This is a genomic window from Telluria sp. RT2P19, assembly GCF_059685725.1.
Window position 1 is genome coordinate 244,146 of record NZ_JCASIL010000001.1, and the last position, 25,507, is coordinate 269,652.

General features: G+C 66.1%; 25 protein-coding genes. 10 read left to right on the forward strand and 15 right to left on the reverse strand.

Features of this window, described 5'->3' with window-relative positions:
• The first annotated feature begins 6 nt into the window (after positions 1-6).
• The 4 genes from AC56KW_RS00975 to AC56KW_RS00990 are packed head-to-tail and all read left to right on the forward strand — an operon-like array spanning position 7 to position 3,015.
• Positions 7-741, forward strand: a complete 735-nt coding sequence (locus tag AC56KW_RS00975; protein ID WP_497168866.1) for an ABC transporter ATP-binding protein — start codon at positions 7-9, stop codon at positions 739-741.
• Entirely contained in the window at positions 738-1,904 is a 1,167-nt protein-coding gene (locus tag AC56KW_RS00980; protein WP_497168867.1) for an ABC transporter permease, read from the forward strand. The genes AC56KW_RS00975 and AC56KW_RS00980 overlap by 4 nt, the downstream gene beginning before the upstream one ends.
• Positions 1,904-2,404, forward strand: a complete 501-nt coding sequence (locus AC56KW_RS00985) for an RNA polymerase sigma factor (protein ID WP_497168868.1) — start codon at positions 1,904-1,906, stop codon at positions 2,402-2,404. The genes AC56KW_RS00980 and AC56KW_RS00985 overlap by 1 nt, the downstream gene beginning before the upstream one ends.
• Positions 2,401-3,015, forward strand: a complete 615-nt coding sequence (locus AC56KW_RS00990; RefSeq protein ID WP_497168869.1) for a hypothetical protein — start codon at positions 2,401-2,403, stop codon at positions 3,013-3,015. The genes AC56KW_RS00985 and AC56KW_RS00990 overlap by 4 nt, the downstream gene beginning before the upstream one ends.
• Here the strand turns inward: AC56KW_RS00990 and AC56KW_RS00995 are convergent.
• From AC56KW_RS00995 to AC56KW_RS01005, 3 genes are read right to left on the reverse strand one after another with little or no spacing between them, the layout of a single operon-like run.
• Entirely contained in the window at positions 3,005-3,517 is a 513-nt protein-coding gene (locus AC56KW_RS00995) for a TPM domain-containing protein (RefSeq protein WP_497168870.1), read from the reverse strand. The genes AC56KW_RS00990 and AC56KW_RS00995 overlap by 11 nt on opposite strands.
• Positions 3,517-4,365 (reverse strand): TPM domain-containing protein, encoded by an 849-nt coding sequence (locus AC56KW_RS01000; RefSeq protein WP_497168871.1) that lies wholly within the window; start codon positions 4,363-4,365, stop codon positions 3,517-3,519. The genes AC56KW_RS00995 and AC56KW_RS01000 overlap by 1 nt, the downstream gene beginning before the upstream one ends.
• 5 nt (positions 4,366-4,370) lie before the next feature.
• Complete coding sequence (locus AC56KW_RS01005) at positions 4,371-4,994, reverse strand: LemA family protein (RefSeq protein WP_497168872.1); 624 nt, start codon at positions 4,992-4,994, stop codon at positions 4,371-4,373.
• Positions 4,995-5,143: 149 nt separating this feature from the next.
• Between AC56KW_RS01005 and pyrF the strand changes: the two genes are divergently transcribed.
• The gene (gene pyrF, locus AC56KW_RS01010; RefSeq protein ID WP_497168873.1) at positions 5,144-5,968 is read left to right on the forward strand and encodes an orotidine-5'-phosphate decarboxylase; all 825 of its coding nucleotides are present in this window, start codon (positions 5,144-5,146) and stop codon (positions 5,966-5,968) included.
• A gap of 34 nt (positions 5,969-6,002) precedes the next feature.
• Here the strand turns inward: pyrF and sbcB are convergent, their stop codons facing one another.
• Both sbcB and AC56KW_RS01020 read right to left on the reverse strand, forming a co-directional pair.
• Entirely contained in the window at positions 6,003-7,448 is a 1,446-nt protein-coding gene (sbcB, locus tag AC56KW_RS01015; protein WP_497168874.1) for an exodeoxyribonuclease I, read from the reverse strand.
• Between the two features lie 108 nt (positions 7,449-7,556).
• A complete protein-coding gene (locus AC56KW_RS01020; protein ID WP_497169067.1) occupies positions 7,557-8,519 on the reverse strand; it encodes a GGDEF domain-containing protein in 963 nt (320 codons plus the stop codon).
• A 139-nt stretch (positions 8,520-8,658) separates the two neighbouring features.
• Between AC56KW_RS01020 and AC56KW_RS01025 the strand changes: the two genes are divergently transcribed.
• A complete protein-coding gene (locus AC56KW_RS01025; protein WP_497168875.1) occupies positions 8,659-9,480 on the forward strand; it encodes a helical backbone metal receptor in 822 nt (273 codons plus the stop codon).
• A gap of 34 nt (positions 9,481-9,514) precedes the next feature.
• On the opposite strand, the gene AC56KW_RS01030 is transcribed toward AC56KW_RS01025, so the two are convergent.
• The 3 genes from AC56KW_RS01030 to AC56KW_RS01040 form a co-directional block, all read right to left on the reverse strand.
• On the reverse strand, positions 9,515-9,892 hold the full coding sequence (locus AC56KW_RS01030; protein WP_497168876.1) for an HPF/RaiA family ribosome-associated protein: 378 nt from the start codon (positions 9,890-9,892) through the stop codon (positions 9,515-9,517).
• A gap of 84 nt (positions 9,893-9,976) precedes the next feature.
• Positions 9,977-11,224, reverse strand: a complete 1,248-nt coding sequence (locus AC56KW_RS01035) for an MFS transporter (protein WP_497168877.1) — start codon at positions 11,222-11,224, stop codon at positions 9,977-9,979.
• 75 nt (positions 11,225-11,299) lie between these two features.
• Entirely contained in the window at positions 11,300-12,328 is a 1,029-nt protein-coding gene (locus AC56KW_RS01040) for a CDP-6-deoxy-delta-3,4-glucoseen reductase (protein WP_497168878.1), read from the reverse strand.
• A 168-nt stretch (positions 12,329-12,496) separates the two neighbouring features.
• Between AC56KW_RS01040 and AC56KW_RS01045 the strand changes: the two genes are divergently transcribed.
• Both AC56KW_RS01045 and AC56KW_RS01050 read left to right on the forward strand, forming a co-directional pair.
• Positions 12,497-13,402 carry an NAD-dependent epimerase/dehydratase family protein gene (locus AC56KW_RS01045; protein ID WP_497168879.1) on the forward strand — a complete coding sequence of 302 codons (906 nt, stop codon included), beginning with the start codon at positions 12,497-12,499 and terminating at the stop codon, positions 13,400-13,402.
• A 141-nt stretch (positions 13,403-13,543) separates the two neighbouring features.
• Positions 13,544-13,816: a hypothetical protein gene (locus tag AC56KW_RS01050; protein ID WP_497168880.1), complete on the forward strand. Its 273-nt coding sequence runs from the start codon at positions 13,544-13,546 to the stop codon at positions 13,814-13,816.
• A 64-nt stretch (positions 13,817-13,880) separates the two neighbouring features.
• Here the strand turns inward: AC56KW_RS01050 and AC56KW_RS01055 are convergent, their stop codons facing one another.
• From AC56KW_RS01055 to AC56KW_RS01070, 4 genes are all read right to left on the reverse strand, one after another.
• The gene (locus AC56KW_RS01055) at positions 13,881-14,597 is read right to left on the reverse strand and encodes a UCP032817 domain-containing protein (RefSeq protein ID WP_497168881.1); all 717 of its coding nucleotides are present in this window, start codon (positions 14,595-14,597) and stop codon (positions 13,881-13,883) included.
• A 320-nt stretch (positions 14,598-14,917) separates the two neighbouring features.
• Complete coding sequence (locus AC56KW_RS01060) at positions 14,918-16,774, reverse strand: sensor histidine kinase (protein WP_497168882.1); 1,857 nt, start codon at positions 16,772-16,774, stop codon at positions 14,918-14,920.
• Between the two features lie 229 nt (positions 16,775-17,003).
• Positions 17,004-19,193 (reverse strand): metallophosphoesterase, encoded by a 2,190-nt coding sequence (locus AC56KW_RS01065; RefSeq protein ID WP_497168883.1) that lies wholly within the window; start codon positions 19,191-19,193, stop codon positions 17,004-17,006.
• Between the two features lie 121 nt (positions 19,194-19,314).
• Positions 19,315-20,061 carry an NADPH-dependent F420 reductase gene (locus tag AC56KW_RS01070; protein ID WP_497168884.1) on the reverse strand — a complete coding sequence of 249 codons (747 nt, stop codon included), beginning with the start codon at positions 20,059-20,061 and terminating at the stop codon, positions 19,315-19,317.
• Positions 20,062-20,166: 105 nt separating this feature from the next.
• On the opposite strand from AC56KW_RS01070, the gene AC56KW_RS01075 reads away from it, so the two are divergent.
• Both AC56KW_RS01075 and AC56KW_RS01080 read left to right on the forward strand, forming a co-directional pair.
• Complete coding sequence (locus tag AC56KW_RS01075) at positions 20,167-20,601, forward strand: winged helix-turn-helix transcriptional regulator (protein WP_497168885.1); 435 nt, start codon at positions 20,167-20,169, stop codon at positions 20,599-20,601.
• Complete coding sequence (locus AC56KW_RS01080; RefSeq protein WP_497168886.1) at positions 20,558-21,550, forward strand: LysR substrate-binding domain-containing protein; 993 nt, start codon at positions 20,558-20,560, stop codon at positions 21,548-21,550. The genes AC56KW_RS01075 and AC56KW_RS01080 overlap by 44 nt, the downstream gene beginning before the upstream one ends.
• 95 nt (positions 21,551-21,645) lie before the next feature.
• Here the strand turns inward: AC56KW_RS01080 and AC56KW_RS01085 are convergent, their stop codons facing one another.
• The 3 genes from AC56KW_RS01085 to AC56KW_RS01095 form a co-directional block, all read right to left on the reverse strand.
• Entirely contained in the window at positions 21,646-22,635 is a 990-nt protein-coding gene (locus AC56KW_RS01085; RefSeq protein WP_497168887.1) for a zinc-dependent alcohol dehydrogenase family protein, read from the reverse strand.
• 326 nt (positions 22,636-22,961) lie between these two features.
• Positions 22,962-23,504 (reverse strand): hypothetical protein, encoded by a 543-nt coding sequence (locus tag AC56KW_RS01090; RefSeq protein WP_497168888.1) that lies wholly within the window; start codon positions 23,502-23,504, stop codon positions 22,962-22,964.
• A 119-nt stretch (positions 23,505-23,623) separates the two neighbouring features.
• The gene (locus AC56KW_RS01095; RefSeq protein ID WP_497169068.1) at positions 23,624-25,378 is read right to left on the reverse strand and encodes a glutamine--tRNA ligase/YqeY domain fusion protein; all 1,755 of its coding nucleotides are present in this window, start codon (positions 25,376-25,378) and stop codon (positions 23,624-23,626) included.
• Positions 25,379-25,507: the final 129 nt, after the last annotated feature.

The window sequence follows — 25,507 nt, forward strand, 5'->3', positions numbered from 1 at the left end:
CGCACCATGATCGTCGTGAACAATATCAGCAAGCGCTTCAAGACCTTGCAAGCCCTGGACGAGGTCAGCTTCATCGCACGGCCCGGGACCATCACCGCGCTGCTGGGGCCCAACGGCGCCGGCAAGTCGACCTGCCTGCGCATCCTGTATGGCCTGCTGGCGCCGGACAGCGGCGGCGTCGCCATCGACGGCATCGACGTGGCGCGCGCGCCGCTGGCCGCACGGCGCCGGCTCGGCGTCGTCACCGACGAATTCGGGCTCTATGAACGGCTCTCGCCACGCGACCACCTGCGCTACTTCGGCCGCCTGCACGGCATGCGCGGCGCCATGCTGGAGCGCGCCATCGAGCGCGTCATCAAGGAGGTGGGACTGGAGGCCGAAGCGGGACGTCCAGCCAAGGGTTTTTCGGCCGGCCAGCGCATCAAGGTGGCGCTGGCGCGCGCCTTGCTGCATGATCCTGCCGTGCTGGTGCTGGACGAACCCACGCGCGGGCTGGACGTGATGAGCACGCGCGCCGTGCGCGGCGCCCTGGCCCGGGCACGCTCGCGCGGCGCGGCGGTGCTGCTGTCGACCCATGTGATGCAGGAGGCGGCCCAGTTGTGCGACCAGGTGGTCGTGCTCGCCGCAGGCCGGGTGCGCTTCGCCGGCGCCACGCCGGCGCTGCTGGCGCAGACGGGAGGGAGCAGCCTGGAACAGGCGTTCGTCGAGGTGATCGGCAGCGATGAGGGGATTGCGGCATGAAGCTGGAAAATGTATGGATCGTGATGTCGAAGGAAGTGAGGGATGCGCTGCGCGACCGCCGTTCGATGATGGCGGGCCTGCTGTTCGCGTTGCTCGGCCCCCTGGTGCTGGCCGCCGCGCTCAAGGCGTTGATCGCATCCGAGACCGATGCCGGCCTGCGGCCGCTGCACCTGGTCGGCGCCATCCATGCGCCAGGTCTCGTGCGGCACCTGGAGGCGGCGGACGTCGCACTGCGGGCAAGTGAAGACAAACCCGAGCGCCTGCTGGCGCTCTCGCCCGGCGCGGTGGTGCTGGAAGTGCCGCCTCAGGCTCCGCGGGCGCTGGCGCAGGGGCGCGCGGCCACGCTGGCCCTGTGGGCCGACATGTCCGACGCTGACGCCCGGCGTCAGGCCCAGCGCGTGCAGGCGCTGGTCGCCGCCTATGGCGCGCAGCTGTCCGGCCAGCGCCTGCTGGGCGCCGGGATGGCCCCGAACCATGCCGATGCCCTGCATCTGCAGCTGCGCGACATGGGCGGGCAGGGCGGCCGCACGGCCATGCTGATGGAAATCCTGCCGATGTTCCTGCTGCTCGGCCTCGTCATCGGAGGCGCGCACGTGGCCCTGGACGCGACCGGCGGCGAGCGTGAACGGCGCTCGCTCGAGGCCTTATTGGCGCAACCGGTGGCGCCGGGCATGCTGTTCGTCGCCAAATGGCTGACCGCCTCGCTGTTCGGCTACGCGAGCGTCGCCGCCGCGCTGCTGCTGTCGGTGCTGGCTCTGCAGCGCCTGCCGGTGTACGAGATCGGCATCGTGTTCGCGCCGGACGCGGCGATGCTGGTCCAGATCCTGCTGGTCCTGCTGCCGCTGGCGCTGCTGGTCGGTGCCCTGCAGTGCGTGGTGGCGCTGCACGCCCGCACCCATAAGGAAGGGCAGATCTATCTCAACCTGCTGCAACTGGCGCCGATGCTGCTGATGATGGAAAAGCTCGGGCCCACATCCCCGCCGATGGCCCACCTGTTGCCGCTGTTCAGCCAGCACGCGCACCTGGGTTCGATCCTCGCCGGCCACGCGGTGGCGCCGCAGTTGCTGGCGTTGTCGGTCGCGGGCTGCCTCGGCGCCACCACGCTGCTGGTCGCCTTCGGCAGCCGGCGGCTGGGCAGCGAGCGTTTCGTGTTCGGATTGTGATGAAGGGACCGCACGACGCGCAATTCGAATGCCTGATGGCCGAGCATGGCGGCATGCTGGTGCGCTTTGCCGCCAGCTTCGAACGCAACCGCCATGCGCGCGACGACCTGGTGCAGGACATCATGCTCGCCGTGTGGCAGGCCTTGCCGGCCTTCCGCGGCGAAGCCAGCCTCAAGACCTATGTGATCGGGGTGGCGCACCGCCGCTGCGCCAGCCATGTGATGCGCGCGGTGGCCCAGCCGCGGCACGAGGAACTGGACGACGAATGGGCGGACGACCAGCCGGGGCCGGAAACCCTGGCGCGCCTGAACCAGCAGCAGAGGCGCCTGCTGGCGGCGCTGCGCCAGCTGCCGGTCGGGCAGCGCCAGCTCGTGCTGCTGGCGCTCGAGGGGATGTGCTATGAAGAGATCGCCCGGCTGCTCGGCATCTCGGTGAATAATGTCGGCGTGCGTCTGAACCGCGCCAAGGCCGCGCTCAAGGAAAGACTGGAGGAACGATGAACGATGCGGATGACTGGGCCGGGCTGCAGGACGCCTGGGGCGCCGACGCGCCGGCTGCGCCTGCGCTGCCCGACGTGACCGCGATGATCGCGCGCGCGCGGCGCGAGCGCTGGCTGATCGTGCTGACGATCTTCGGCGAGTGGGCGCTTGCGGTGGTGGGGTGCACGCTCCTGGCGCGGGACTGGGAGCGGGTGACGGCCAGCGGCGTCATGCTGGCGTGGTGGTTGTACTTCATCCTGTTCATGGTCGCGGTGATGATCAGTTTCACCTGGACCCGGGTCGCCGCCTTGCGCGAGCCGCCCGGGGCCAGCCTGCGCGACTGGCTCGGGCTGCGGCGGCGGCGCGCCTTGCTCGGCCTGCGCCTGGTGCGGCTGACGCGCTGGTCGACCATCCCCATGTTGCCGGCGCCGGTCTTCATACTGTTCAACGCCCGCAGCGCATGGGCGGCCACCTGGGGCTGCGCCGTCATGGTGCTGATGCTGGCCGGGGGGCTGGTGTGGGCCAGCCGCAAGGCGTCGCGCATGAGAGCGGAAATCGCCGACGTCGATGCACTGGCGCGCGAATGGCTGGACGAGCCGCAGGGCCTGTCCGCCATGCCGCCTAGAGCATGACCGGCTGGTCGGGCAGCTCGTTCGGTCGCTCGCCGCTGGCCGGGAAGTGCTGGCGCAGCAGCTCGTTGACCTGGGTGACGGCGGCCAGGGTGGCGTCGTGGAAGCGCCCCTGCCTGAACCCCTCGGACATGGTGCGGCACACCGCCTGCCAGGTGGCGGCGTCGATCTTGCGGTCGATGCCGCGGTCGGCCACGATGTCGATCTTGTGCTCGGCCAGGTTCACGTAGATCAGCACCCCGCAATTGTCCTCGGTGTCCCACACGCCGTAGTCGGCGAACAGGGCGATCGCGCGCTGGCGGTTGGTGACGCCTTCCCAGGCCGCCTCGAAGGGCAGGGCTTTCTCGATGATCAGGCGCACCTCGCCGCGGTGGGTGCGCTCGCCCAGGTCGATCGCTTCGGCAATCGCGTCCAGGGTCGTGTCGGGGAAGGCCTGTCTCGCCTCGCTGGCGCTGCTCTTCCAGTGGCGCCAGGCGCGGCGCATCTTGTGTGTCATCGATCCCATTACCAGTCTCCCGAGGCGCCGCCGCCGTCGAAGCCGCCGCCGCCGCCCGAAAAGCCGCCGCCGCCGAAGCCGCCGCCGCCGCCGAAGCCGCCGCCGAAGCCGCCGCCCCCGCCACGGCTCATATTGCCGATGATGTTCCCGAGGACGAAGCCGGTGGTCGCGCTGCCCCAGTGCGACTGGCCGCGGCGGGTGCCGATCGTGCGCCCGCGCGGCCGGAACATCGAGCGCAGCATCGAGGCGCCGATGATGACGAGGAAGATCGCCCACAGCGGGAAACCGCCGTCGCCGGCTGTCGCCTGGCGCTGCTGCTGTTGCTGCGGCGGCGCCGGGAAGGCTTCCTGGTTGAGCAGGGTGGCGATGGCGCCGACGCCGGCCACCAGGCCCTCGTAGTAGTGCTCTTGCCGGAAGTGCGGTGCGATCACGTCCTGCAGGATGCGCTTCGATTGGGCGTCGGTCAGCACGCCCTGCACGCCGCGGCCGGCCTCGATGCGCAGGCGCCGCAGCGAACCTGGATTATCGCGCGCGACCAGCAGCAGCACGCCGTCATCCACGCCCTTGCGGCCGAGTTTCCAGGCATCGGTGACGCGGATGCTGTACTGCTCGATCGCTTCCGGCTCGGTCGACTTGACCAGGAGTACGGCGATCTGGCTGCCGGTCTTGGCCTCGTAGTCGGCCAGCACGGCGTCCAGGCGCTGGCGCTGGGACGCGTCCAGCATCCCCGCCTGGTCGGTGACGCGGGACGCCAGCTTGGGCACTTCCTGCAGTTGCGCGAAGGCCGGTGCCGCGGCGCCGAGCTGCGTTACCCACGCGAGCAGCAGGATGCAAACGAAACGCGAGAGCGCTGTCATCCGGCTTACTTGCCGAAGTCGACCGTCGGCGCGGTCGAAATCGCCTTCTCGTTCTCGACGGTGAACGAGGGCTTGGTCTCATAGCCGAACACCATCGCGGTCAGGTTCTTGGGGAACTGACGCACGGTCACGTTGTAATCCTGGACCGAGGCGATATAGCGCTGGCGGGCGACCGTGATGCGGTTTTCCGTGCCTTCGAGCTGCGACTGCAGGTCGCGAAAACTCGTGTCGGCCTTCAGGTCGGGGTATTTTTCGGACACCATCATCAGGCGCGAGAGGGCGCCGGACAGCTCGCCCTGCACCTGCTGGAATTTCTGGAACGCCTCGGGGTTGTTCAGCACCTCGGGCGTGATCTGGAAGCTGGTGGCCTGGGCACGGGCGCGCGTCACCGCCTCCAGCGTGGCGCTTTCATGTGAGGCATAGCCCTTGACGGTATTGACCAGGTTGGGGATCAGGTCGGCGCGGCGCTGGTACTGGTTCACCACTTCGCTCCATGCGGCCTTGGTGGCCTCGTCCTTGGTCTGGAAGTCATTGTAGCCGCAGCCGGACAGCAGGGCGCCGGCCAGGACGGCGCCGCCGACGAAGCGGGTCAGGCGAGCGAGACGGGATTGAAGACTGGAGTTGGTCATGATGATGTTTGTCTGTACAAGTTGTCGAATGATCAAAATATACCTCAATCCACCGGCGTTTGGCGTCCTTGTCGGGGCCAACCACCGGCATCCTGCTCCCGGCAGGTACAATAATGGGTTTGCAATTACCAAGATACAAGGGGCTCGAGGTGACTTTCATCAACAAACTTTCCGCCGCATGGACCCGTAACGATTCGCTCCTGTGCGTGGGCCTCGACCCGGACATGGCGCGCTTCCCGGCCCATTTGCAGGGCCAGCCCGACGCCATCGTCCAGTTTTGCAAGGCCATCATCGATGCGACCGCCGACCTGGCCTGCGCCTTCAAGCCGCAGATCGCCTATTTCGCGGCCCTCGGCGCGGAAGACCAGCTCGAAGAAATCTGCCGCTACCTGCGCGCGACCTATCCGCACATTCCGCTGGTGCTGGACGCCAAGCGCGGCGACATCGGCGCCACCGCCCACCAGTACGCGCGCGAAGCGTTCGAGCGCTATGGCGCCGACGCGGTAACGGTCAGCCCCTACATGGGTTTCGACTCCGTCGAGCCGTATATGGAATGGCCTGACCGCGGCGTGATCGTGTTGTGCCGCACCTCGAATGCGGGCGGCTCCGACCTGCAGTTCCTGGATGTGGCGGGGCGCCCGCTGTACCAGCACGTGGCCCGGCTGGTGGCCGAAAAATGGAATCGCAACGGCCAGTGCGCGCTGGTGGTGGGGGCGACTTTCCCGGACGAGATCGCACAGGTGCGCAAGCTGATCGGGGATATGCCGCTCTTGATTCCCGGCGTGGGTGCGCAAGGCGGCGACGTCGAGGCGACGGTCAAGGCGGGCCGCACGGCCGATGGCGCGGGCATGATGATCAATTCGTCGCGTGCGATCCTGTACGCGACGCCGCGGGACGGCGAGGATTTCGCGGCGGCGGCGCGGCGGGTGGCGCGTGAGACGCGCGATGCGATCAACGCGCATCGCCACGGTTGATGGCGCAAGGTTGGCGGCATGGCCGCCAACCCTGTCAGTACCGGTCCGGCACGATCGACTCGGCGTAGTCGTACAACGCCCCAAGAATCTCTTCGGCGCGTTCATCGGCTGTCTCCGACAGCGCATCGATCTCGGTGAACAGCTGGTCCACCGTGCGCGCGCCATGCTCGCCCTCGAACAGCCGCGCCGCACGGTGCGCTTCCCATAGCTGCATCTCATCCTCGGACAAGGTGTGCGCGAAGTTGCGCGCGCGGTAGCGGAACAGGAGCTCATTGAGGCGCTCGTCCTCGAAGCTGACGCGCTTTGCCAGCGCCTCGGGCTGTTGCATGCGCAGCGCTTCGAGCTGGCGCCGGTCGTCGCGGCTGACGAAGCCGCCGTACAGGTCTTCATCCACGTCCACCGCGCCCGCCGACACGGGTTTATCCAGCACCTGGGCCCAGATCGCCTTCATGTCCGGCCCGCCGGCCGCCAGCGCCGCATGCGCGCGGCCGCGTTCGAGGTCGATGTCCCAGCGCGTGGCCAGCTCGGGCCGCAAGGTCTTGAGGTTCCCGACCAGCATCGGCGATTTGTTCAGGTGCACGCTCTTGACCGGCAGCCGGGTCACGCCTTCGGGCAGCTCGCTCGTGCGCGTGAACATGCGGGTGCGGATGGTGTCGGCGTCGAGCGCGAACAGCTCGGACGGGTCGTGGCGGCAGTCCCATACCAGCACTTCGTTCTTGTTGGTCGGATGCTGGGCCAGCGGATACACCAGGCCCAGGCAGCCGTATTCGACCGGGAACATGCCGGAGACGTGGAGGAAGGGCTGGCGCTGGGCGGGATCGAGATGCAGGCCGATCTCGGTCGCGACCCGGTCCTTGCGGCGCAGTTCGAGGCAGAAGGCGAACAGGCGCGGCTGCTTCTCGCGGATCAGGCGCGCCAGCGCGATCGTCGCGCGCACGTCGGACAGCGCATCGTGCGCCGCATCGTGCGCCAGGCCGTTGGCCGCGCTCAGGTGCTCGAGCTTGAAGCTGGATTTGCCGTCCTCGCGGATGGGCCATTCGATGCCTTCCGGACGCAGCGCATGCACCATGCGCACGACGTCGAGCAGGTCCCAGCGGCCACAGTTGTGCTGCCACTCGCGCGCGTAGGGATCGATCAGGTTGCGCCAGAACAGGAAGCGGGTGACCTCGTCGTCGAAGCGGATCGTGTTGTAGCCGACGCCGATCGTGCCCGGCTCGCTGAACGCGGCCTCGATCCGGCGCGCGAACTCGTGCTCGGGCACGCCGTGCTCGAGGCAGTGCTGCGGGGTGATGCCGGTGATCAGGCAGGATTGCGGGTCGGGCAGGAAGTCGTTGGCCGGCCGGCAGTACAGCATGATCGGATCGCCAATCTCGTTGAGGTCGGCGTCGGTGCGGATCGCGGCGAACTGGGCCGGGCGGTCGCGGCGCGGGACCGCGCCGAAGGTTTCATAGTCGTGCCAGAGGAAGGTATGCGTGCTCATGTGTTGTTGTTGTGTGGGCTGCAGTCACAGCGTCAACCAGCATGGTGGCACATCCGCGCGCTTCAGTCACGGTCAGCGGTAACGGTACCGGTCGGGCCGCTCCCGCCGTTAGCCGCACACCTGGTCGCGGCCCGCTTCCTTGGCGCGGTATAGCGCCGCGTCGGCGGATGTCATCAGCGTCTGCGCATCGTCGTTCGGCCCCAGGCTGGCGACGCCGAACGAGCCGGTCACATGCGGCAGCGGCACGCGCATGTCGGTGAAGATGATGGCGGTGCGCAGGCGCTGGCACAGGCGCTCGGCGACCAGGTGCGCCAGCTCCGGGCTGGTATCGGGCAATACCGCCATCATTTCCTCGCCACCGAAGCGCACCGCGAAGTCGGACGGCCGCAGGGCGTCGCGGATCGCGCCGGCTGCGGCCGACAGTGCGATGTCGCCCACGATGTGACCATGGGTGTCGTTGAAGCGCTTGAAGTGGTCGAGGTCGATCATGACGAGCGACAGCGGCTTGCCGTCACGGGCGGCGCGGGCGGCCAGCTTGGGCAGCATGTCGTCGAGCCAGGCGCGGTTGTACAACCCGGTGAGCGGGTCGTTGAGCGACATCTGGCGGTAGAATTCGCCCAGCTTCTCGCCGCGCCGCAGGCGCGCATTGGCGGCGCGGATGCGGAACGACAGCAGGCGCAACAGATTGCGCGCCAACACGTGCGAATGTTCGATCAGGTCGGCCACCAGAGGCGATTCGATGACCAGCAGCTCGGTGTCCTCGAGCGCCGTCATGGCCGCCAGGTTGACCGCATCGTCGAGCACGGCCTGCTCGCCGACACTTTCGCCGGGCAGGATGCGGCTGGTGCCGCCTTCGTCGCCGGCGTGGGTGTCGGGGGCGATCTCGAGCTGGCCCGCGAGCACGATGTAGAGGCGCGCCTGGCCGCCGTCTTCGATGCTGAGGCCCCTGGCCAGGCACATGACGGGGCAGTCGGCCAGCATCGCATCGATGTCGGGGGCGGTCTCGCCGCGAAACAGCGCCAGGTCGTCCAGGGTGTAGCGGGAAGCTTCGAAGGTGCTGATCTGTTTCAAATGGGTCATCGTGGTGGCGAGTGTGAAGTGACAATACGCATCGTCAGCCGAATGATAGCCTATCGGGCACCGGTGCGCGCTCGATGTTTCCGGCGCCGCCCCGAGTGTTAAATCGGCGAAAACATGGTTCAATGTCGCCATGACAGAACCCGACCATTCTCTGCCCGACGCGCTGGGCCAGCGTCACCCGTTCGCACCGGATGCCCGCATCGTCTCGCTGGTGCCCTCGATTACCGAGCTGCTGTGCGAGCTGGGCCTGGCGCCGCAGCTGGTGGGCCGCACGGGTTTCTGCATCCACCCCAAACAGGTGGTGGCCGACATTCCCAAGGTCGGCGGCACCAAGGACGTCAACCTCGACAAGCTCCGCAAGCTGGCGCCGACCCATGTCGTGGTCAATATCGACGAGAACGAAAAGCCCACCTACGAGGCGCTGGCGCAGTTCGTGCCGCACGTGGTGGTCACGCATCCGCTGGTCCCGCAGGACAACCTGGCGCTGGCGCGCCTGATGGGCGCCATCTTCGGCGCGCAGGCGGCGGCCGAGGCCTGGTGCGCGAACTTCGACAAGGAGCTGGCGCGGCTGCGCGCCATGCCGGCCGGTCCCGTGCGCACGGTCCTGTACGGTATCTGGCAAGACCCATGGATGAGCGTGTCGAAGGACACGTATATCGCCGCCATGCTGGCCGAACTGGGCTGGCGCGTGCCAGCGCTGGGGCCGGAGCGCTATCCCCGTTTCGACTGGTCCGAGGCCCTGGTGGACGGGCTCGACGCGGTGCTGCTGTCGACCGAGCCCTATCGCTTCACCGAGGCGCATGCGGACGCGCTGGAAAAGCAGATCGGGATTCCCGTGCTGCTGGTCGATGGCGAGATGATGTCGTGGTATGGCAGTCGCGCGCTGGCGGGGATGCGCTACCTGGCAGAGGTGAGGGCGATGCTGGAAGGAAGCCCGCACGGGGCGGGCTGAAGGCAGGCCCGGACCGGGCCTGCTTGACGCCGGATTACATATCCGTCAGGTGCTTGTCGGCGGTCGGATCTTCGGTATGCGTGATCGACGCGGCGCGCTGCTTGTCGTGCAGGCGGCCCAGTGCGCTGTCGAGGGCACGCGCCAGCTTGCCGCCGGCATTGTTGATGGCCTGGTGCAGGTCGATCGCATGCTCGTGGATCACGATCGGCGCAACGCCCGTCAGGCGCGCTTCGAGCATGCACGAATTGCCGCCGTCCGCCTTTTTCTCTTTGTTTTCGTTACTCAGGTGAACGTCAACGCGGTTGACCTGGTCGCCGAAGCGGCCGATGGAGGAGCGCACGACTTCCTGCACGTGCTCGTCCAGGCCTTGATGCTTGTTGATGGTGTTATCGGTGTTTACATTGATCTGCATGGATGGCTCCTGTAAGTCGTTACAGCTTCATCTTACACCGCATGCGATTTTTGCCGCGTTCGATAAAATTATCGTCTTGATAATTCACTTCCCGTGCTCTTGTTCGTGGTGCGGAAAGCGGTCCATCTTCGACAGCACCGGGAACAGCACCGCCCACAGACCGGTGACCACCAGCGTGGCCACGCCGCCCAGCAGGATGGCGCGCGTCAGGCCCAGCCAGCCGGCGGTGACGCCGGATTCGAATTCCCCCAGTTCGTTCGAGGCGCCGATGAATACCGAGTTCACGGCGCTGACCCGGCCGCGGATCTCGTCCGGCGTTTCGTACTGCACCAGCAGATGGCGGATATACACGCTGACCATGTCGCCCACGCCGAGCAGGAACAGGGCGGCCAGCGCGACCGGGAAGCTGTCGGTCAGGCCGAGCAGGATCACACACACGCCGTACAGCGCGACCCCGCCGAACATCCAGGCGCCGACCCGGCGCGTGATGGGGAACATGGCCAGCGTGATCGAGCACAGGGCCGCGCCGACGCCCGGCGCGGTGCGCAGGAAACCGAGGCCGGTCGGGCCGGCGCCCAGCACGTCGTGGGCGTAGGCAGGCAACAGGGTGGTGGCGCCGCCGAACAGCACCGCGAACAGGTCGAGCGAAATGGCGCCCAGCACGATCGGGCGCGAGCGCACGAAGCGCAGGCCCTCGAGCAGGGTATGCCAGCTGACCGGCGCCTTGTTGATGACCTGCTGGATGCTGCGCGTGGTCGACATGAGCAGTACGGCCAGCGCCAGCAGGCTGGCGGAGGTCATGTGCACGACCTGGGCGCCGAAGACGTACAGCAGGCCGCCGACGATGGGCCCCAGGATCATCGCCACGTGCATGGTCGACGAGCCGAGCGCCACCGCCTGGCTGAATTCGCGGTCCGGCACCAGGTTCTTGAGCACTGCCTGCGAGGCCGGCATCATGAAGGCGCGCGCGCTGCCAAACACCACCAGGATCGCGAACACCGGCCAGATCACCGTGCTGCCGCTGGCGGTGAAGGCGATCAGGAGGGTGCTGCACAGCAGCTGCACCGCCATGCAGGCCATGACGATGAGGCGCCGGTTGTAGCGGTCGGCCACATGGCCGGCCCACAGGATAAACAGCAGGAACGGCGCGAACTGCGCCAGCCCGATCAGGCCGAGGTCGAACAGGCTGCCGGTGATCTGGTACACCTGCCAGCCGATCGCCACGCTCTGCATCTGGACGGCGAAGCTGGCGAGGAAGCGCGCGCTGAGGTAGAAGGCGAGGTTACGGTTGCGCAGGACGCCGAGGCGGCCGGAAGGCGATATCAGGGACATGGATCATTCGGGTCGACGGATAACCCATCATTGTGCCCGAAGATGCGGCGTCGCACCGGCGCCGCCGCCGGCGGATCAACCGTTCGCCAGGTCCGCTTCGGTCGTGAACGAATCGGCAAAGAACTCGTCCTCGGGCAGGCCGCACAGCGCGGTATAGTCGCGGCGCGCCGAATCGACCATCACCGGGGCGCCGCAGGCGTAGACCTGGTGGCCGGAGAGGTCGATGACGTCCTGCATGACCGCGGCGTGCACGAAGCCGGTGCGGCCCGTCCAGGCATCTTCCGGCAGTGCGTCCGAGATGACCGGCACATAGGTAAAATCGGGCAGCGTGGTTTCCCAGGCCCGGCACAGTTCGTCCATATACAGGTCTTGTGGACGGCGGCCGCCCCAGTACAGGCGGACCGGCCGCTCGGACTTCAGGTGCATCAGGTGTTCGACCAGCGCCTTGACCGGGGCGAAGCCGGTGCCCGAGGCCAGCAGCACGATCGGCTTGGTCGACTCTTCGCGCAGGAAGAAGGTGCCGAGCGGGCCTTCGAAGCGCAGGATATCGCGTTCCTTCATGGCGCTGAACACGTGGTCGGTGAACAGGCCGCCCGGCAGGTGACGGATGTGCAGCTCGAGCGGGCCTTCGAACGAGGGCGCATTGGCGATCGAGTAGGCGCGGCGCTTGCCGTCCTTGAGCAGGAATTCGATGTACTGGCCGGCGCGGTAGGCCAGCAGCTCGTTGGCCGGCAGCTGCAGGTTGACGATCGCGACGTCCGGCGCGGCGCGGCGCAGCGCGGCGATCCGGGTCGGCATCTTGCGCAGCGGGTAGTCCGAGCTGCCGCCGACTTCGCGCGCCTCGATCACCAGGTCGGCGCTGGGCACGGCGCAGCAGAACAGCGACATGCCGCTGGTCTTCTCGATGTCGGACAAGGCGCGCTGCTGGTGCGGCTTGTGCTCCACCGCGCCATCCACGACCTTGCCCTTGCAGGAGCCGCAGGCGCCATTCTTGCAGCCATAAGGCAGGCCGATGCCGGCGCGGATCGCCGCGGAGAGTACGGTTTCATCGGCCTCGCAGGTGAACTGGCTGCCGCTGGGCTGGACGGTGATCTGGAAGGTCATGCGAATTCGTGGTTGGGGCGCGAGAGCGCAAGTGGTTGATCCGATGGCGGTTTTCTATAGCAGGGCGCTATTCTACACCGGCCCCGGTTTTGCCGGGCGGGGCGGCCGCAGCGGCGTGCCGCCCCCTGTGCTACAGTGCCGCCGTCCCCTGTCGCCGCCTTCGATCCCATGCCTGACCGCCCCGCCTTTTCCCGCCCCCGCCTGCTCATCGTCGGCTGCGGCGACGTCGGCATGCGCCTGCTGCCGCTGCTCGCCGCGAAATACCGCGTGTTCGCCCTGACCAGCCAGCCGCAACGGTGCGCCGAACTGCGCGCGCTGGGCGCGGTGCCGGTGGTGGCCGACCTGGACCGGCCTTCGACCTTGCGGCGGCTGCGGCAGCTGGCGCCGTGGGTGCTGCACCTGGCGCCGCCGCAGCCGGACGGCGAGCACGATCGGCGTACGCGCCACCTGGTGGCGGCGCTGGGCCCGACGGCGCGCATGGTGTATGTAAGCACCAGCGGCGTGTACGGCGATTGCGGCGGCGCGCTGGTCGCCGAACACCGGCCGGTCGCGCCGCGCAATGCGCGCGCGCGGCGGCGGGTCGATGCCGAACGCGTGCTGCGCGCCTGGGCATTGGCCAACGGGACTGCGCTGGCCATCCTGCGGGTGCCGGGCATCTATGCCGACGACCGCCTGCCGCTGCGCCGGCTGGAGCAGGGTACGCCGGCCTTGCGCGTTGAAGACGATGTCTACACGAGCCATGTGCACGCCGACGACCTGGCGTACATCGTGCTGGCGGCGTTGCAGCGCGGGCGGCCGGGCCGGGTGGTGCACGCGGTGGACGCCACGCGCATGAAGATGGCCGACTATTTCGATGCGGTGGCCGACGCTTTCGGTTTGCCGCGCCCGCCGCGCCTGGCGCGCGCCGAACTGGCAACCGCGGTGTCGCCCATGCTGCTGTCTTTCATGTCCGAATCGCGGCGGCTGGACGGCACGCGCCTGCGGCATGAATTGCGGGTGCGCCTGCGCCATCCGGATGTGGCGTCGACGCTGGCGCGGCTGGCGGCGACATCGGTGGATGGATCGGCAGCATAGTCGGCACTCTCGAGCGACTATCTGTATAATTTCGCCTCTCGCGATAATTGCCATATAAATGGTTGTATTTTGCCTATTGCTGCTAATTTTCAGTGGTTTAGAGGGTTAAATGGAAAATAAATAATAAATCCTGAAAGCGCCATGCCTATCCGCCGTCTGCCAGACGGCGCCGAGTACGATCCGAACCGGGTCCTCGACGCCATCATTTCCCGCCTGCGCCTGAAGAACGACGCAGCCCTCTCGCGGCTGCTCGACGTGGCGCCGCCCGTGATCAGCAAGATCCGCCACAGCACGCTGCCGATCGGCGCCACGCTGCTGATTCGCATGCATGAGGAGAGCGATTTCAGCATCGGCCAATTGCGCGCGCTGATGGTCAAGGAAGGGAGCGACGCCGCGAGCGCGCGCTGCGCATAAGGATCGCAGCCGGGAAAAGCGGCCAGGGCCGCCTTCCCGGCTGCAAGACGACCAGGCGCGCGTATCAGGCGCCGTGCAGGGACTTGCCGGGAGCTGCGCAAAACGCGGTGGCCACGGCCTTTTTGCCCGGGGCCGCGCAAAACGCGGTGGCGCCGGCCTTTTTGCCCGGGGCCGCGCAAAACGCGGTGGTGTCGGCCTGCTTGCCGGGAGCTGCGCAAAACGCCGTGGCGCCGGCCTGCTTGCCGGGAGCTGCGCAGAACGCGGTGGCGTCGGCCTGCTTGCCGGGAGCTGCGCAGAACGCGGTGGCGCCGGCCTGCTTGCCGGGAGCTGCGCAAAACGCGGTGGCGTCGGCCTGCTTGCCGGGGGCCGCGCAAAACGCGGTGGCGCCGGCCTGCTTGCCGGGAGCGGCGCAGAACGCGCTGTCGCCGGCCTGCTTGCCTGGCGCGGCGCAGAAGGCGGCGTCGCCTTTGACGACCACGCCGAATTCGGCTTCGTACAGCGCGCGCATCCGGTCCCCGGCACGCGCGCGTTCACCGTCGGCGGCGCCGGCGCCCATCCCGACGTACGGGTAGTGGTGCAGGAAGAAGCCGAAGGTCGCCTCGCAATCGCGGGCGTACTTCATGGTGTCCAGGATGTGATAGTGCCAGAAGGTGTCCACGTCGACGGTCGGCGATGCGCCTTTGTCGGGGTATTTCTTCATCAGGAACAGGAAGCGGCGGTACTCGGCCTCGACGGCACTGGCGCGCTGCCCGGACCAGCCTTCACCCGATTCACGATGCATCAGTTTCATCCTGATTGGCGCCAGGTCGAGTGTTTCAAAGACTGAGAATTCGGTATTGGTCGACATCGTTTCACCTCGTTTTGTGTTGTAGACGTTGCTTGAATCATCCCTGCTGGCGTGCTGCGCGCGTTGCCGCTCTCGCTACCGCAATATCCTGTGGTTGCGCTGCACACGCGCAAGTGAAGAAGGATCTCGGGGCCGTGCCCGATGACCGCTATAGGAATTGTCCTGCGAGTTGTCAGACAAACTGTTGAGTTTGCTCAATTGCCGGTGCAGTTGCGGACGTTTGGCAGCAACGGTATGGACCGCGCCGGCCGTCGTCAGGCAATCGCCGCGACCGCGGGCAGCATGCCGAGGTGGATGGCCAGGTCGGCGTCGGTGGCGTACAGGCTGAGCACCGGGATCGTGACCACGATCGTGGTGCCGGAATCGAGGCCGCTGCTGATCGAGAACGAGCCGCCCAGGATGCCGACCCGTTCCTCGATCCCGACCAGGCCGAACGACCCGCGGCGGTTGCGGCTGCCCGGCTGCATGCCGACCCCGTTGTCGCGGATGGTCATGGTGAGCATGTCGGCCTGCTGCTGCAACGCGATCCGCACCCTGGTGGCGCGCGCATGGCGCGCCACGTTGTTGAGCGACTCCTGCAGGATGCGGAAGAAAGCGGTGGCGCAGCCGTCGTCGATGCGGTGTTCGCCGTCGTCGTCGACCAGCTCGCATTCGATGCCGGTGCGGCGCGCGAAGTCGGTCACCTGCCAGTCGACTGCCGCCGACAGGCCGAGGTCGAGCACATTGGGCCGCAAGTCGTTGATGATCTGGCGTACGCTGCGGATGGTGACGTCGATCTGGCGCACGGTGGCGTCGGCGCGCGCATGCAGGCGCCGGTGGCCGCTGCGGGTGCGGTTGGCCAGCAATTCGGCGTCGATCTTCAGCGCCAGCAGGTTCTGCGCCAGGTCGTCGTGGATCTCGCGCGCGATGCGCTTGCGCTCGCCTTCCTTGATCTGCTCGGCGTGCGCCGCCAGCAGGCGCAGCTTCTCGTGGCTGGCCTGCAGCTTGGCCTGGCTGGCGCGCAGCTCGCGCGTCATGTCCTCGGCCATGCGCAGGGCGTTGCGGCGCGACGAGGCCAGGGTCTGGAACAGCGCGTAGAGCAGGGCGGTGCTGATGCCGGTGGCGAATGCGGCCAGCCACGGGTAGTACACGTCGAAACGCGTGTACAGCGCCGCCTTGGATACGCTGAAGTCCGCGCGCCACACGCGCTGGTTGAATTCGATCGGCAGGCTGGTGGCGAATACGCTGCTGTCGTCCGGCGGCAGCGCCGGATTGGGGTGGGCGATGGTGGCCAGGCTGTCGTACAGGACGCCGCGCGGCGCCTTTTCGCCGGGTTCGGGCGGCAGCTCGGTCAGCTCGGTCAACACCAGGCGCACGCCCTCGACCGGGAACTCGTCGAGCACGCCCTTGACCAGCGGGGTCACCCCGAACCCCAGGCCGGCCGAGCCGACATAGGCCAGGCGCCGCTGTTCGATGCTGGCGGCAGGCAAGTCGCCCCGGTAGACCGGCAGGCGCAGCGCCAGCGCGCTCTGGTTGGGGCCGGGCCGCAGGGTGATGCGGGTGCCGGACGCGCCCAGCATGCCGCTGTCGCGCGCATGCGCCATGACGCGCCGGGTAAGGCCGCGCGCTTCCAGGTCCAGTCCCAGCTTGTCGACCAGCTCGGGCAACAACGGCTCGATATACACCAGCACCGTGTAGCTGTCGCGCTCGGATGAAGGCAGCAGCGGCGGGTGCCGGTGTTCGCCATGGTGCGCCAGCCGTGCGCGCAATTCCTCGTTCAGCGCCGGCAGGTCGTCGGCGCGGACCGCCCGCGCATAATTCAGTACCACGATCCCAGGGAAATTGCGCTTGATGTCGAGCTGCTCGACATACTGGCGAAACTGTGCCGCCGTGGTGCCGGGGCTGACCCTGAACATTCCTGCGACCCCGCGCAGCACGTCGCCGTAGCCCTTGATGCGGGCGTCGATATTGTTCTGGGCGGCGCGCGCCATGCCGCGAAAGCGCGCACGGGCATCGCTCTCGATCGCCTCGGCCGTGGTGAAGTAACCGCCCGCGCCCAGCGTCAATGACAACAGTATGCCCGTGAGCAGGGTGGCCGGCGCGAACATCCCGGGGAGGCGGTCTGGGGGCATGCGAGGGTCTCTAAAGCACGACGTCGCACCAGGCGCGTCCAATGTCAATACGCTAAAGCAATCTTAACAGAGGGCGGAGCTAGCAGGTCTGCTAGGATTTGTAAAAAGGCGTCATAAAAGTGTCGCGCCCGGCTCCTTTATGGGAGGCGGGCGCCTCAGGGTGGCCAGCGGCGGCCTGGCGCCGTCGCTGAATCGATGGTCGCAGCGATGGTCGCGGCGATGGTGCGGATCAGTTGAAGCTCAGGCCATTATTGCTGGCGTTGCTGACCTTCTTGCCCTTCAGGTCGACCGTGAAATGGTCGCTCGGCTTGGCCGAGCCCAGGCCCTTGAGGATGGAGAACACCTGCTTGAACTGGTTCTGGAACGGCACGTGCACCGGGTTCTGGTCAGACGGCTTGTCGCCGACCTTGACGATGGCCGCCGGCGCGGCCGGGAAGGCCGCCATCAGCACCTTGTACTGGTTCACGCGTTGCTGCCCCATGTCACGCAGGGCCAGTTCGCCGGCGTACACGGTGCGGTGGAAGTCGCCGTAGAAATCGTAGGCCGTGATGGCCGCGAAGTCGTCCAGGCGCAGTCCGGCGGCGCTGGCCAGCTTGTCGGCGCGCGTGGTGGCGTCAAGCCAGTCGGTGGCCAGGGCCGAGGCCGCCGCCGGGGTGCCGGTGGCCGTGCCCGCTGCGGCGCAGGCGGCGGTGAGGGGCACCACGCCCGGCGCGTCCTTCAGCTGGGCCAGCGTCACTTTCGTCTGCAGCTGCGACAGGATCAGCATCTGCTTGCCGTTCAGGGCCATGGCCGCTTCCTTCATCTCGCACGGCCAGTATTCGTCCATGAAGCGCAGGCGCGACAGTTCGCCGAAGTATTGGTGGGTGTATTCGCCGTAGGAGCGGGTCTCGAGGATGTCGCGGTCCCAGCGCTTGGCGGCGTCGCCCGGCGCCGAGCTGCCCTTCAGGTAGTCGTTCTCGACCACGTAGTGGGGGAACAGTTCGGCAAAGCGCGGCACCGCGTTCAGGCCCACCGTCTTCACATCGATCGTGTCCTGGTCTTTATAGGTGACGATCTTGTAGGCCGCGCCGTACACCGCCAGCGATGGCGACTGCACGTTGACCAGGTAGTTGCCGCCGGCGTCCTGGTGGTCGTTGGTGCCGTTGAAGTGCATGTGGCCGCCGACGTGCAGGCGCAGGCCGGTCGCGGCCACCGCGTTGGCGACGCTCTGGTCCGGTACGCGCGCGGTCTGGAAGGCGCCCGACTTGAACACGGCCTTCATGGCCCCGGTCTGGTTGGCGTAGAAGTCCATGGTCGGATAGTGCGAGAAGGCCATCAGCTGCTTGCCCTCGGCCCTGGCGCGGGCGGCGACCGACTTGATGTAGTCCATCAGGAACATCTTGTGGGTGATCACCTTGTTCCAGCCGGCGTTGCCGGCGCCATCATAGCCCTTGAAGTCGTGCGGCTTGGCCGGGTCGAACTTCGCATTCGGCACGAATACATTGGCATCGATCGACAGCAGCCACACGCCCTTGACCGGCTCGACCAGGTAGGTGCTGTCGATCATGTTCGTGCACTTGGTGAAGGCCTTGCCCAGCCTGGCCTCGCCGGCCGCCTTGTAGGCGCCGCCCGAGCCTTCGAGACAGATCTCGAACTGGCGGTTCTTGACCGCGGCCTGGGCGGACGCCTCGTCGAAGGTGTACTTGCCGCCCGTGTACTTGCTGAACGGCGTTTCCCACAGCAGGTCGGCCTTGTTCGGCATGAAACCGAACTCGGCCATCTTGGTCATCAGGCGCTCGGTGCCTTGCTCCATGATCTGGTCGGTGCAGATCACGGTCGGATCCTTGGCGATGCAGGCCGGATTGCCGGTGGCGAAGATCTTCTGTTCCTTGCCTTCCTTGGTCAGGAAGTCGTTCTTGCCGGCTTCGTTATCGTCATACGGTTCGACCGGGTCGTGGTTGCCCGGCGCCAGGAAGAAGCGCATGCCCTTGGCCTGGTATTGCTTCATGATCTCTGCGATACCGTCGACGTTCATCGGCTGGGCGTCGTCCGTATAGTCGCCGGGCAGCGCCACGACCCGGATGCCCTTGGCGTAGGCGTCGTCCAGCGCGGCGAAGAAGGCGAAGTAGTTTTCATTGAACAGGCGGGTCGAGGTCAGCTGCGCGTACATCGTGCGGATGGTCGCGTTCTTGCCGTCCCTGGTCGGGATGCCGGCGAACTGCGGGTTCTTGAAGTCGCCGTAGACATTCTGGAAGTGCACGTCGCTCATGAAGGCGACCGGCGTGGGGACCGGGGCCGGCGCCGGGTCGGGCGTCTGCACCGGCGGCGTCGGCGCGGTCTGGACGGGGTCGGCGGGGTCGCCGGGGCTGCAGCCGGCCAGCAGGGCCAGGGAAAGGGCGGCGGCGCAGGAGGCGGCGCCAGTCAAACGTAAGCGGGTCATGCATTACTCCGGTCGGAAAGATGGCCGGCATCATGGCATTCTTGCATGACCGCTTTGTTACATGGTGTGGACCTGGTAGTTGACCATCGTGCCTGGTCTGCCCCACGTCGCGACCGCGCAGTTACATATTAATGGCGCGCACCAGGCGCACGCCCCATTCCTCGTCGGGATTGCTTGTGCCGTCGCCGAGGCGCTCCTGCATTACCGCGACACCCAGGTCTCGGCGCTTCGGCAACCTGTGGCGCTGCGCGGCATCCAGGGCAGCGCCGATCTCGGCATAGGGAAGATCGGTGCAATAGACGGGCGCTCCGGGCTGCTGGCGCCACGAATCCGCGAGTGAGCGGGCGTCGAAGGCATCCAGGCCGGTTTCGTCGACCAGCGACATGGCTATCTGGCGATCATGATCCCGGTCTGCGGCCACCGGGATGGCGATCCGATCGGATGCGCCGGCAGGCCTTGCCTTCTTGGCCAGGGAAGCCGAGCCGATGGCGTTCCAGGCCTTGGCGACAGGGCGGCCAAGCTCGCCGGAGACCCACAGGCTCTCGACCTGACCTTGCTCGATGGCGTCGATTTCTCCGTCGCGGAACGGATAATAATTGGATGTGTCGATGATCACCGTCTCTTCCGGAAGGCGGGCGACCAAGGACGCGATGCCGGGGATGCGGTTGAGGGGGATGGATAGAATGACCGCATCCACATCGAGGAGTGCTTCATCAGTGGTCACAGCACGTGCGCCGAAGGAGAGAAGATCCGGATCGACCGTCTCGGGGCCACGCGAATTGGCGACTTTCACCGCATGCCCGGCCTGGCTCAAGCGTACGACGAGCGTCTTGCCGATGTTTCCCGTTCCTAGAATGCCGATTTTCATGGATAGCTTTCGTTGATGATTAATGTGCTGTCATAATAGGGATAGGCTCCCTTAACCACAAGAACTCACAAAAAAGTGGGTAACACACCAAAAGGTAGGTATATCTTGAGTCGCGATTGGCAATGTGAGGATCCGAAGCAGCAGCTCGTATGGGCCGCTGCAACGAGCGAAGCGCTGCGTGTGCTTGAAGGAAAGTGGAAGATCGTCATCATCTTCCAGCTCTTCGCGGCCAGGCAGCCGCTGCGATTCTCGGAACTGGAGCGCCGCGTCGAGGGCGTGAATCAGAAAATGCTGATCCAGCAGCTCAAGGACCTGGAAAAGGACGGGATCGTCATACGGAAGATCTACCCGCAGGTGCCTCCCAAAGTCGAGTATGCGCTGAGCGATATGGGACTGGCGCTCGGCCCCTCGATCGAGGCCTTGATTGACTGGTCATTACTGCGGCGTGGGGTGCTTGATGCGGCGGCAACATCGTCATCGACAAGTAGCGCAGACGATGTCGCCGCCGCCGATCGCTGGCCAGCAAGCCACTGCAGCTGAACTGCCCTGCAACGCAAGCAATCAAGTAGAGGTGTCGATGGAGCTTTTTCAATCAATGCGCCTGTTCTCCAAGGTCGCCCAGCTTCAAAGCTTCACCAAGGCAGCCGAGTTCCTGCAGATCGGCCGGCCGCAGGTCACGCTGGCCATCAACCAGCTCGAAGCGGCGCTGGCCGTACGACTGTTGCAGAGAACGACACGCAAGGTCAGCCTGACTGCCGAGGGCGAGGCTTTCCTGGCCAGGGTCGAGGAAATTCTCGGTGGGGTCGAGGAAGCGGTGGCGATGTTCCAGGCGCCAGGGGACGCCGTCAGCGGGATGCTCCGGATCGATATTCCTTCGGCGTTTGCCGTAGAAGGCTTCATGGCTTCGCTCAGCCAGTTCCGGAATGCGTACCCCAGGCTATCGATCACGCTGGGAGTGAGCGATCGCTCGGTCGACCTCATCGCCGAAGGGGTCGATTGTGTGCTGCGCATCGGCGAACTGCCGAATTCCAGCCTGGTGGCTCGCCGCCTGGGTGCGCTCGTGATGATTACCTGCGCAGCGCCGGGCTATCTCGAGAAAGCGCCGGCGCTCGAGCAACCGGACGATCTTGACCGACATGGATGTGTCAACTTCCTGTCAGGGATCAGCAAGCGCACGCTGCCATGGCACTTCCGCCAGAATGGGACGAGCAGATCGCTGCTGCCGGACAGCTCGATGCTGGTGAGTGACGCAGCCGCCTATGTCCAGTGCGCCCGCTCCGGCTTTGGGTTGGTTCAGGTGCCGGGAATGCTGGTGGACCGGTATCTGCGCGACGGGACGTTGGTAGAGGTCCTGGCGCAATATCGTCCCGCCCCGCGCCCCGTCTCGCTGGTCTATCCCAGCCGGTCGCATGTTGCGCCGTCGCTGCGGGTATTTTCGGACTGGCTTCAACAGCACTTCATCGCGATCGACCGCACCTGGCTCGAGTAATCGGGGAATGAACAGGTAGCGTCGTCCCTGCACGACCAAAAGCCCCGCGGCAGGCGCGGCTTGCGGGCGCACATGGCTGTGCGCCAGTATGACTTTTACAGCTTGACCACGATCTTGCCGAACTGCGCGTTGGACTCGAGGAAGCGGGTGGCTTCGACGATCTCATCGAACGGGAAGACCTTGGCAATCTGCGGGCTGAACTTTCCAGCGCTCAGGCCTGCGGCGATACAGGCCTTGGCGCGGGCAAGCTTCTCGTCATCGGCGGTGACTTCGATAAATTCGTAGCCGCGAATCGTCGTGTGCTTGCCCAGCACGTGCAGCACCGGTACTGGCGTTGCGTCGCGGCTCAATGCACCGTAGATGAACACGATCGCATCCTTGCTCGTCGCCTTGACGATGTTTTCGAAGTCGGGGCCACCTACCGGATCGAAGACCACGCGTGCACCGGCGCCGTCGGTGATGCGCATGATCTGCGCAGTGATGTCGTCCAGGCCGGTCTGCAGGATGTGGGTGAAGCCTGCCTGCCTCAGTGCATCGGTCTTCTCGCCATTGCGGGTAATGGCGATCGGGGTGGCGCCGACGGACGCGGCGATCTGCATCGCGGCCAGCCCCACACTGCTCGACGCCGCCGACAGAACCACGAAGTCGCCCTTCTGCAGGTTGGCCAGGTCGATCAGCGCGCCCCAGGCAGTGGTGAACGGCATCCAGGTGGCGGCTGCGGCTTCATAGCTTACGCCAGCCGGATTCTTGACCACGGCGCGGGCCGGGGCGATCACGAGATCGCCGTACAGGCCATACTGGTCGAACATGAAGGCGGGGATGACGGCGACCGAATCGCCGACCGCCAGGCCGCTAACCTCCGGCCCGACAGCGTCGATCACGCCCGATGCCTCATAGCCCATCGTGGCCGGAAAGGTGGGCTCGATCACGTAGCGACCAGAGCGGTACATGCTCTCGGCGCGGTTCAGGCCAAGCGCGCGCACGCTGATGCGTACTTCGCCAGCCTTCGGCTCGGGAGTGGGTACTTCGTCGATCTGCAGAACTTCAGGACCACCGGTTTTGTGAAAGCGAACATGACGCGCCATAACTCTTCTCCTGCTGTCGATACGTCGCCGAGGCGACGGGAATGGGTAATTGACCGGTCCGCTCATGCCGGCGCCGAAGGAGGGCGGGGCAGGCTGGACACCGGGTGACTATAAGGAGGAGTTCGATCGTCGAGAAGGGCGGCTGGCGATAACTGATTGTTTCGGGAATCGATAACTATCGCCACAGGATGCCATATTGCCCACGGGGCGCTTGAGCGCCGGCGGTCCGCTATCGGTCAATCCGTCCGTTGGGCGCAGTATCGCAGGTCGCCCGGACTGATAATCGCAAGCCGGCGCAGGCCGCCATGGCCGCTGCCACAGGCCCATCAATTCCACATGGTCTCGAACGTTTCAATGACACAGCCCGACCGCATCAACGCATAGCCGGTCTCGCCCGCGTGGTCTTGCCAGGATTGATAGTCCGTACTGTATCTGACAATCTTGTCACCGGGGCGGATCAGCGCCTTGAAAGCGATCCATTCAGCATGCATGAATCCGAACGGCACCCTGGGATAGTCCGGCCTCATATTAAGTTTGTCCGAAAGCGTCGCCATTTCCTCCTGCTCTATCTCGGCGATCGTCAATGGCGCTGAAACCTCGTCCGTTGAAGAAAATTTTCCGCAGTGCTGGCCGGGCGCAGCCGACATGGCTGAAGACGATCCGGTCATCAAACATGCCGCGAGCAGTAAGTTCACAGAATTTTTCACGAGCACCTCCCAGCATCCACAGTCCGGCATCCGACCCGCCGCGCGCAGGCTGCACCCGTTCCGCTTGCCGTGCGCCAGAATGGCCGAGTGTACAAGATATTCGGGCAATTCTCCGGCAAAGATATCCCGGCCATCACGGCAACCGGCAAGGCATCGCGCCATCGCGTTGTCCCGGTCGGCGAATGCAGGTCGATACCTCCCGCGCACCCGAAACGGGGCGAAAAAAAATCCCGCCTGAACACGCCAGGGCGGGATTTCCCGAGAAGGTGACGACGCGAAGCTTATTTGCCCCAGCTATCCTTCAAGGTGGTCACGCGATTGAACACCGGTTTGCCCGGCTGCGTATCGACCCGGTCGGCCACGAAATAACCGTGACGTTCGAACTGGAAGCGCTGGTCGGCCACGGCGTCCTTCAGGCCCGGTTCCAGGTAGGCGGTGATGGTCTCGAGCGCATCCGGATTGAGCACCGACTTGAAATCCTTGCCGCCCGCATCCGGCTGCGGATCGAGGAACAGGCGGTCGTACAAGCGCACCTCGGCTTCGAGCGCGCCTGCTGCGCTGACCCAGGTGATATTGCCCTTGACCTTGTAGTTATCGGCGCCCGGCGTGCCCGACTTCGAATCCTCGAAGTACTTCACGTGAACCGCAGTCACCTTGCCGTCGGCATCCTTGTCGTAGCCGGTGCACTCGACCACATAGCCGTATTTCAGGCGCACGCGGCTGCCCGGCTGGTCGCCCACCGGCGGGGTGAACCGGAAGTAACCCTTGGTCGGGGTTTCCATGAAGTCTTCCTGCTCGATCCACAGTTCGCGCGTGAACGGGAAGGTGCGCTTGCCCAGTTCCGGGTGGTGCGGGTGGACCGGTGACGAGCATTCGACCGATTCGCCTTCGGGGAAGTTATCCACGATCAGTTTCAGAGGACGCAGCACGGCGATGGCGCGCGGCGCCTTCGGGTCCAGGTCGTCGCGCAGGGCGCCTTCGAGCGTGCCCATGTCGATCCAGCCGTCGGCCTTCGAGACGCCGATGCGCTCGCAGAACAGCTGGATCGATTCCGGTGTGTAGCCGCGCCGGCGCAGGCCGACGATGGTCGGCATGCGCGGGTCGTCCCAGCCGGTCACGGTGCCGTCGTCGACCAGCGCACGCAGCTTGCGCTTGGAAGTGACGACATAGGTCAGGTTCAGGCGCGCGAATTCATACTGGCGCGGCACCGGCTTCCTGAAGAAACCGCCTTCGGCCAGGGTCGCGACCAGCCAGTCGTAGAACGGACGGTGGTCCTGGAACTCCAGCGTGCACAGCGAATGGGTGATGTTCTCGATCGCATCCGAGATCGGGTGCGTGTAGTCGTACATCGGGTAGATGCACCAGGCGTCGCCCGTGCGGTGGTGGTGCGCATGGCGGATGCGGTACAGGGCCGGGTCGCGGTTGGTCATGACCGGCGACGCCATCGCATCCTCGCTCATCTTGGCGCGCAGGATGTGCTCGCCGTCCTTGTATTTGCCGGCGCGCATGTCGCGGAACAGCTGCAGCGATTCTTCCACCGGACGGTCGCGAAACGGCGAGTTGGTGCCCGGCGTGCCGAAGTTGCCCCGGTTTCTCGCCATGTCTTCGGCGCTCTGGCTGTCGACGTAGGCGTAGCCCTTCCCGATGAGGTATTCGGCCATCCTGTACAGCTGCTCGAAGTAGTCGCTGGCGTAGTACAGGTGTTCCTGGCCTTCGCGCTCCCACGAGAAGCCGAGCCACTTGACGCTGTCCATGATGGTGTCGACGTATTCCTGGTCTTCCTTCTCCGGGTTGGTGTCGTCGAAGCGCAGGTGGCACAGGCCGGCGTAGTCGCGCGCCAGGCCGAAGTTCAGGCAGATGGACTTCGCGTGGCCGATGTGCAGGTAGCCGTTCGGCTCCGGCGGGAAGCGGGTGATGACCGGCGGCAGGCCGTCGCGCTGGTGGGTGCCGGCGGCCAGGTCGGATTCGACGATCGCACGGATAAAATTCGACGACGGTGCATTGCCCGGCGCCGGGGTGTTCTTGTCGTTGCTCATGAAATAGTTCTGGAAGGGTAAGTTGGCGAGCATTTTACCGTACCCGAAGGTCCCTGAGGTTGCCCGTACTGCGGGATGGATAGCGGCCCCCGCGCCACGTATTGCGTTTTCTATAGGATAATCCTGTTT

Excerpts from the sequence above, each read along its gene's own strand:
- AC56KW_RS01045 (WP_497168879.1), top strand. The coding sequence starts at position 12,497 with ATGCCTGACCGCCCCGCCTTTTCCCGCCCCCGCCTGCTCATCGTCGGC.
- AC56KW_RS00980 (WP_497168867.1), top strand. The coding sequence starts at position 738 with ATGAAGCTGGAAAATGTATGGATCGTGATGTCGAAGGAAGTGAGGGAT.
- AC56KW_RS01085 (WP_497168887.1), bottom strand. The coding sequence starts at position 22,635 with ATGGCGCGTCATGTTCGCTTTCACAAAACCGGTGGTCCTGAAGTTCTG.
- AC56KW_RS01090 (WP_497168888.1), bottom strand. The coding sequence starts at position 23,504 with ATGGCGCGATGCCTTGCCGGTTGCCGTGATGGCCGGGATATCTTTGCC.
- AC56KW_RS00985 (WP_497168868.1), top strand. The coding sequence starts at position 1,904 with ATGAAGGGACCGCACGACGCGCAATTCGAATGCCTGATGGCCGAGCAT.
- AC56KW_RS01030 (WP_497168876.1), bottom strand. The coding sequence starts at position 9,892 with ATGCAGATCAATGTAAACACCGATAACACCATCAACAAGCATCAAGGC.
- AC56KW_RS01095 (WP_497169068.1), bottom strand. The coding sequence starts at position 25,378 with ATGAGCAACGACAAGAACACCCCGGCGCCGGGCAATGCACCGTCGTCG.
- AC56KW_RS01035 (WP_497168877.1), bottom strand. The coding sequence starts at position 11,224 with ATGTCCCTGATATCGCCTTCCGGCCGCCTCGGCGTCCTGCGCAACCGT.
- AC56KW_RS01040 (WP_497168878.1), bottom strand. The coding sequence starts at position 12,328 with ATGACCTTCCAGATCACCGTCCAGCCCAGCGGCAGCCAGTTCACCTGC.
- AC56KW_RS01005 (WP_497168872.1), bottom strand. The coding sequence starts at position 4,994 with ATGACCAACTCCAGTCTTCAATCCCGTCTCGCTCGCCTGACCCGCTTC.
- AC56KW_RS01065 (WP_497168883.1), bottom strand. The coding sequence starts at position 19,193 with ATGACCCGCTTACGTTTGACTGGCGCCGCCTCCTGCGCCGCCGCCCTT.
- AC56KW_RS01055 (WP_497168881.1), bottom strand. The coding sequence starts at position 14,597 with ATGCATCGTGAATCGGGTGAAGGCTGGTCCGGGCAGCGCGCCAGTGCC.
- AC56KW_RS01050 (WP_497168880.1), top strand. The coding sequence starts at position 13,544 with ATGCCTATCCGCCGTCTGCCAGACGGCGCCGAGTACGATCCGAACCGG.
- AC56KW_RS00990 (WP_497168869.1), top strand. The coding sequence starts at position 2,401 with ATGAACGATGCGGATGACTGGGCCGGGCTGCAGGACGCCTGGGGCGCC.
- AC56KW_RS01000 (WP_497168871.1), bottom strand. The coding sequence starts at position 4,365 with ATGACAGCGCTCTCGCGTTTCGTTTGCATCCTGCTGCTCGCGTGGGTA.
- AC56KW_RS01070 (WP_497168884.1), bottom strand. The coding sequence starts at position 20,061 with ATGAAAATCGGCATTCTAGGAACGGGAAACATCGGCAAGACGCTCGTC.
- AC56KW_RS00975 (WP_497168866.1), top strand. The coding sequence starts at position 7 with ATGATCGTCGTGAACAATATCAGCAAGCGCTTCAAGACCTTGCAAGCC.
- sbcB (WP_497168874.1), bottom strand. The coding sequence starts at position 7,448 with ATGAGCACGCATACCTTCCTCTGGCACGACTATGAAACCTTCGGCGCG.
- AC56KW_RS00995 (WP_497168870.1), bottom strand. The coding sequence starts at position 3,517 with ATGGGATCGATGACACACAAGATGCGCCGCGCCTGGCGCCACTGGAAG.
- AC56KW_RS01060 (WP_497168882.1), bottom strand. The coding sequence starts at position 16,774 with ATGCCCCCAGACCGCCTCCCCGGGATGTTCGCGCCGGCCACCCTGCTC.
- AC56KW_RS01025 (WP_497168875.1), top strand. The coding sequence starts at position 8,659 with ATGACAGAACCCGACCATTCTCTGCCCGACGCGCTGGGCCAGCGTCAC.
- AC56KW_RS01080 (WP_497168886.1), top strand. The coding sequence starts at position 20,558 with ATGTCGCCGCCGCCGATCGCTGGCCAGCAAGCCACTGCAGCTGAACTG.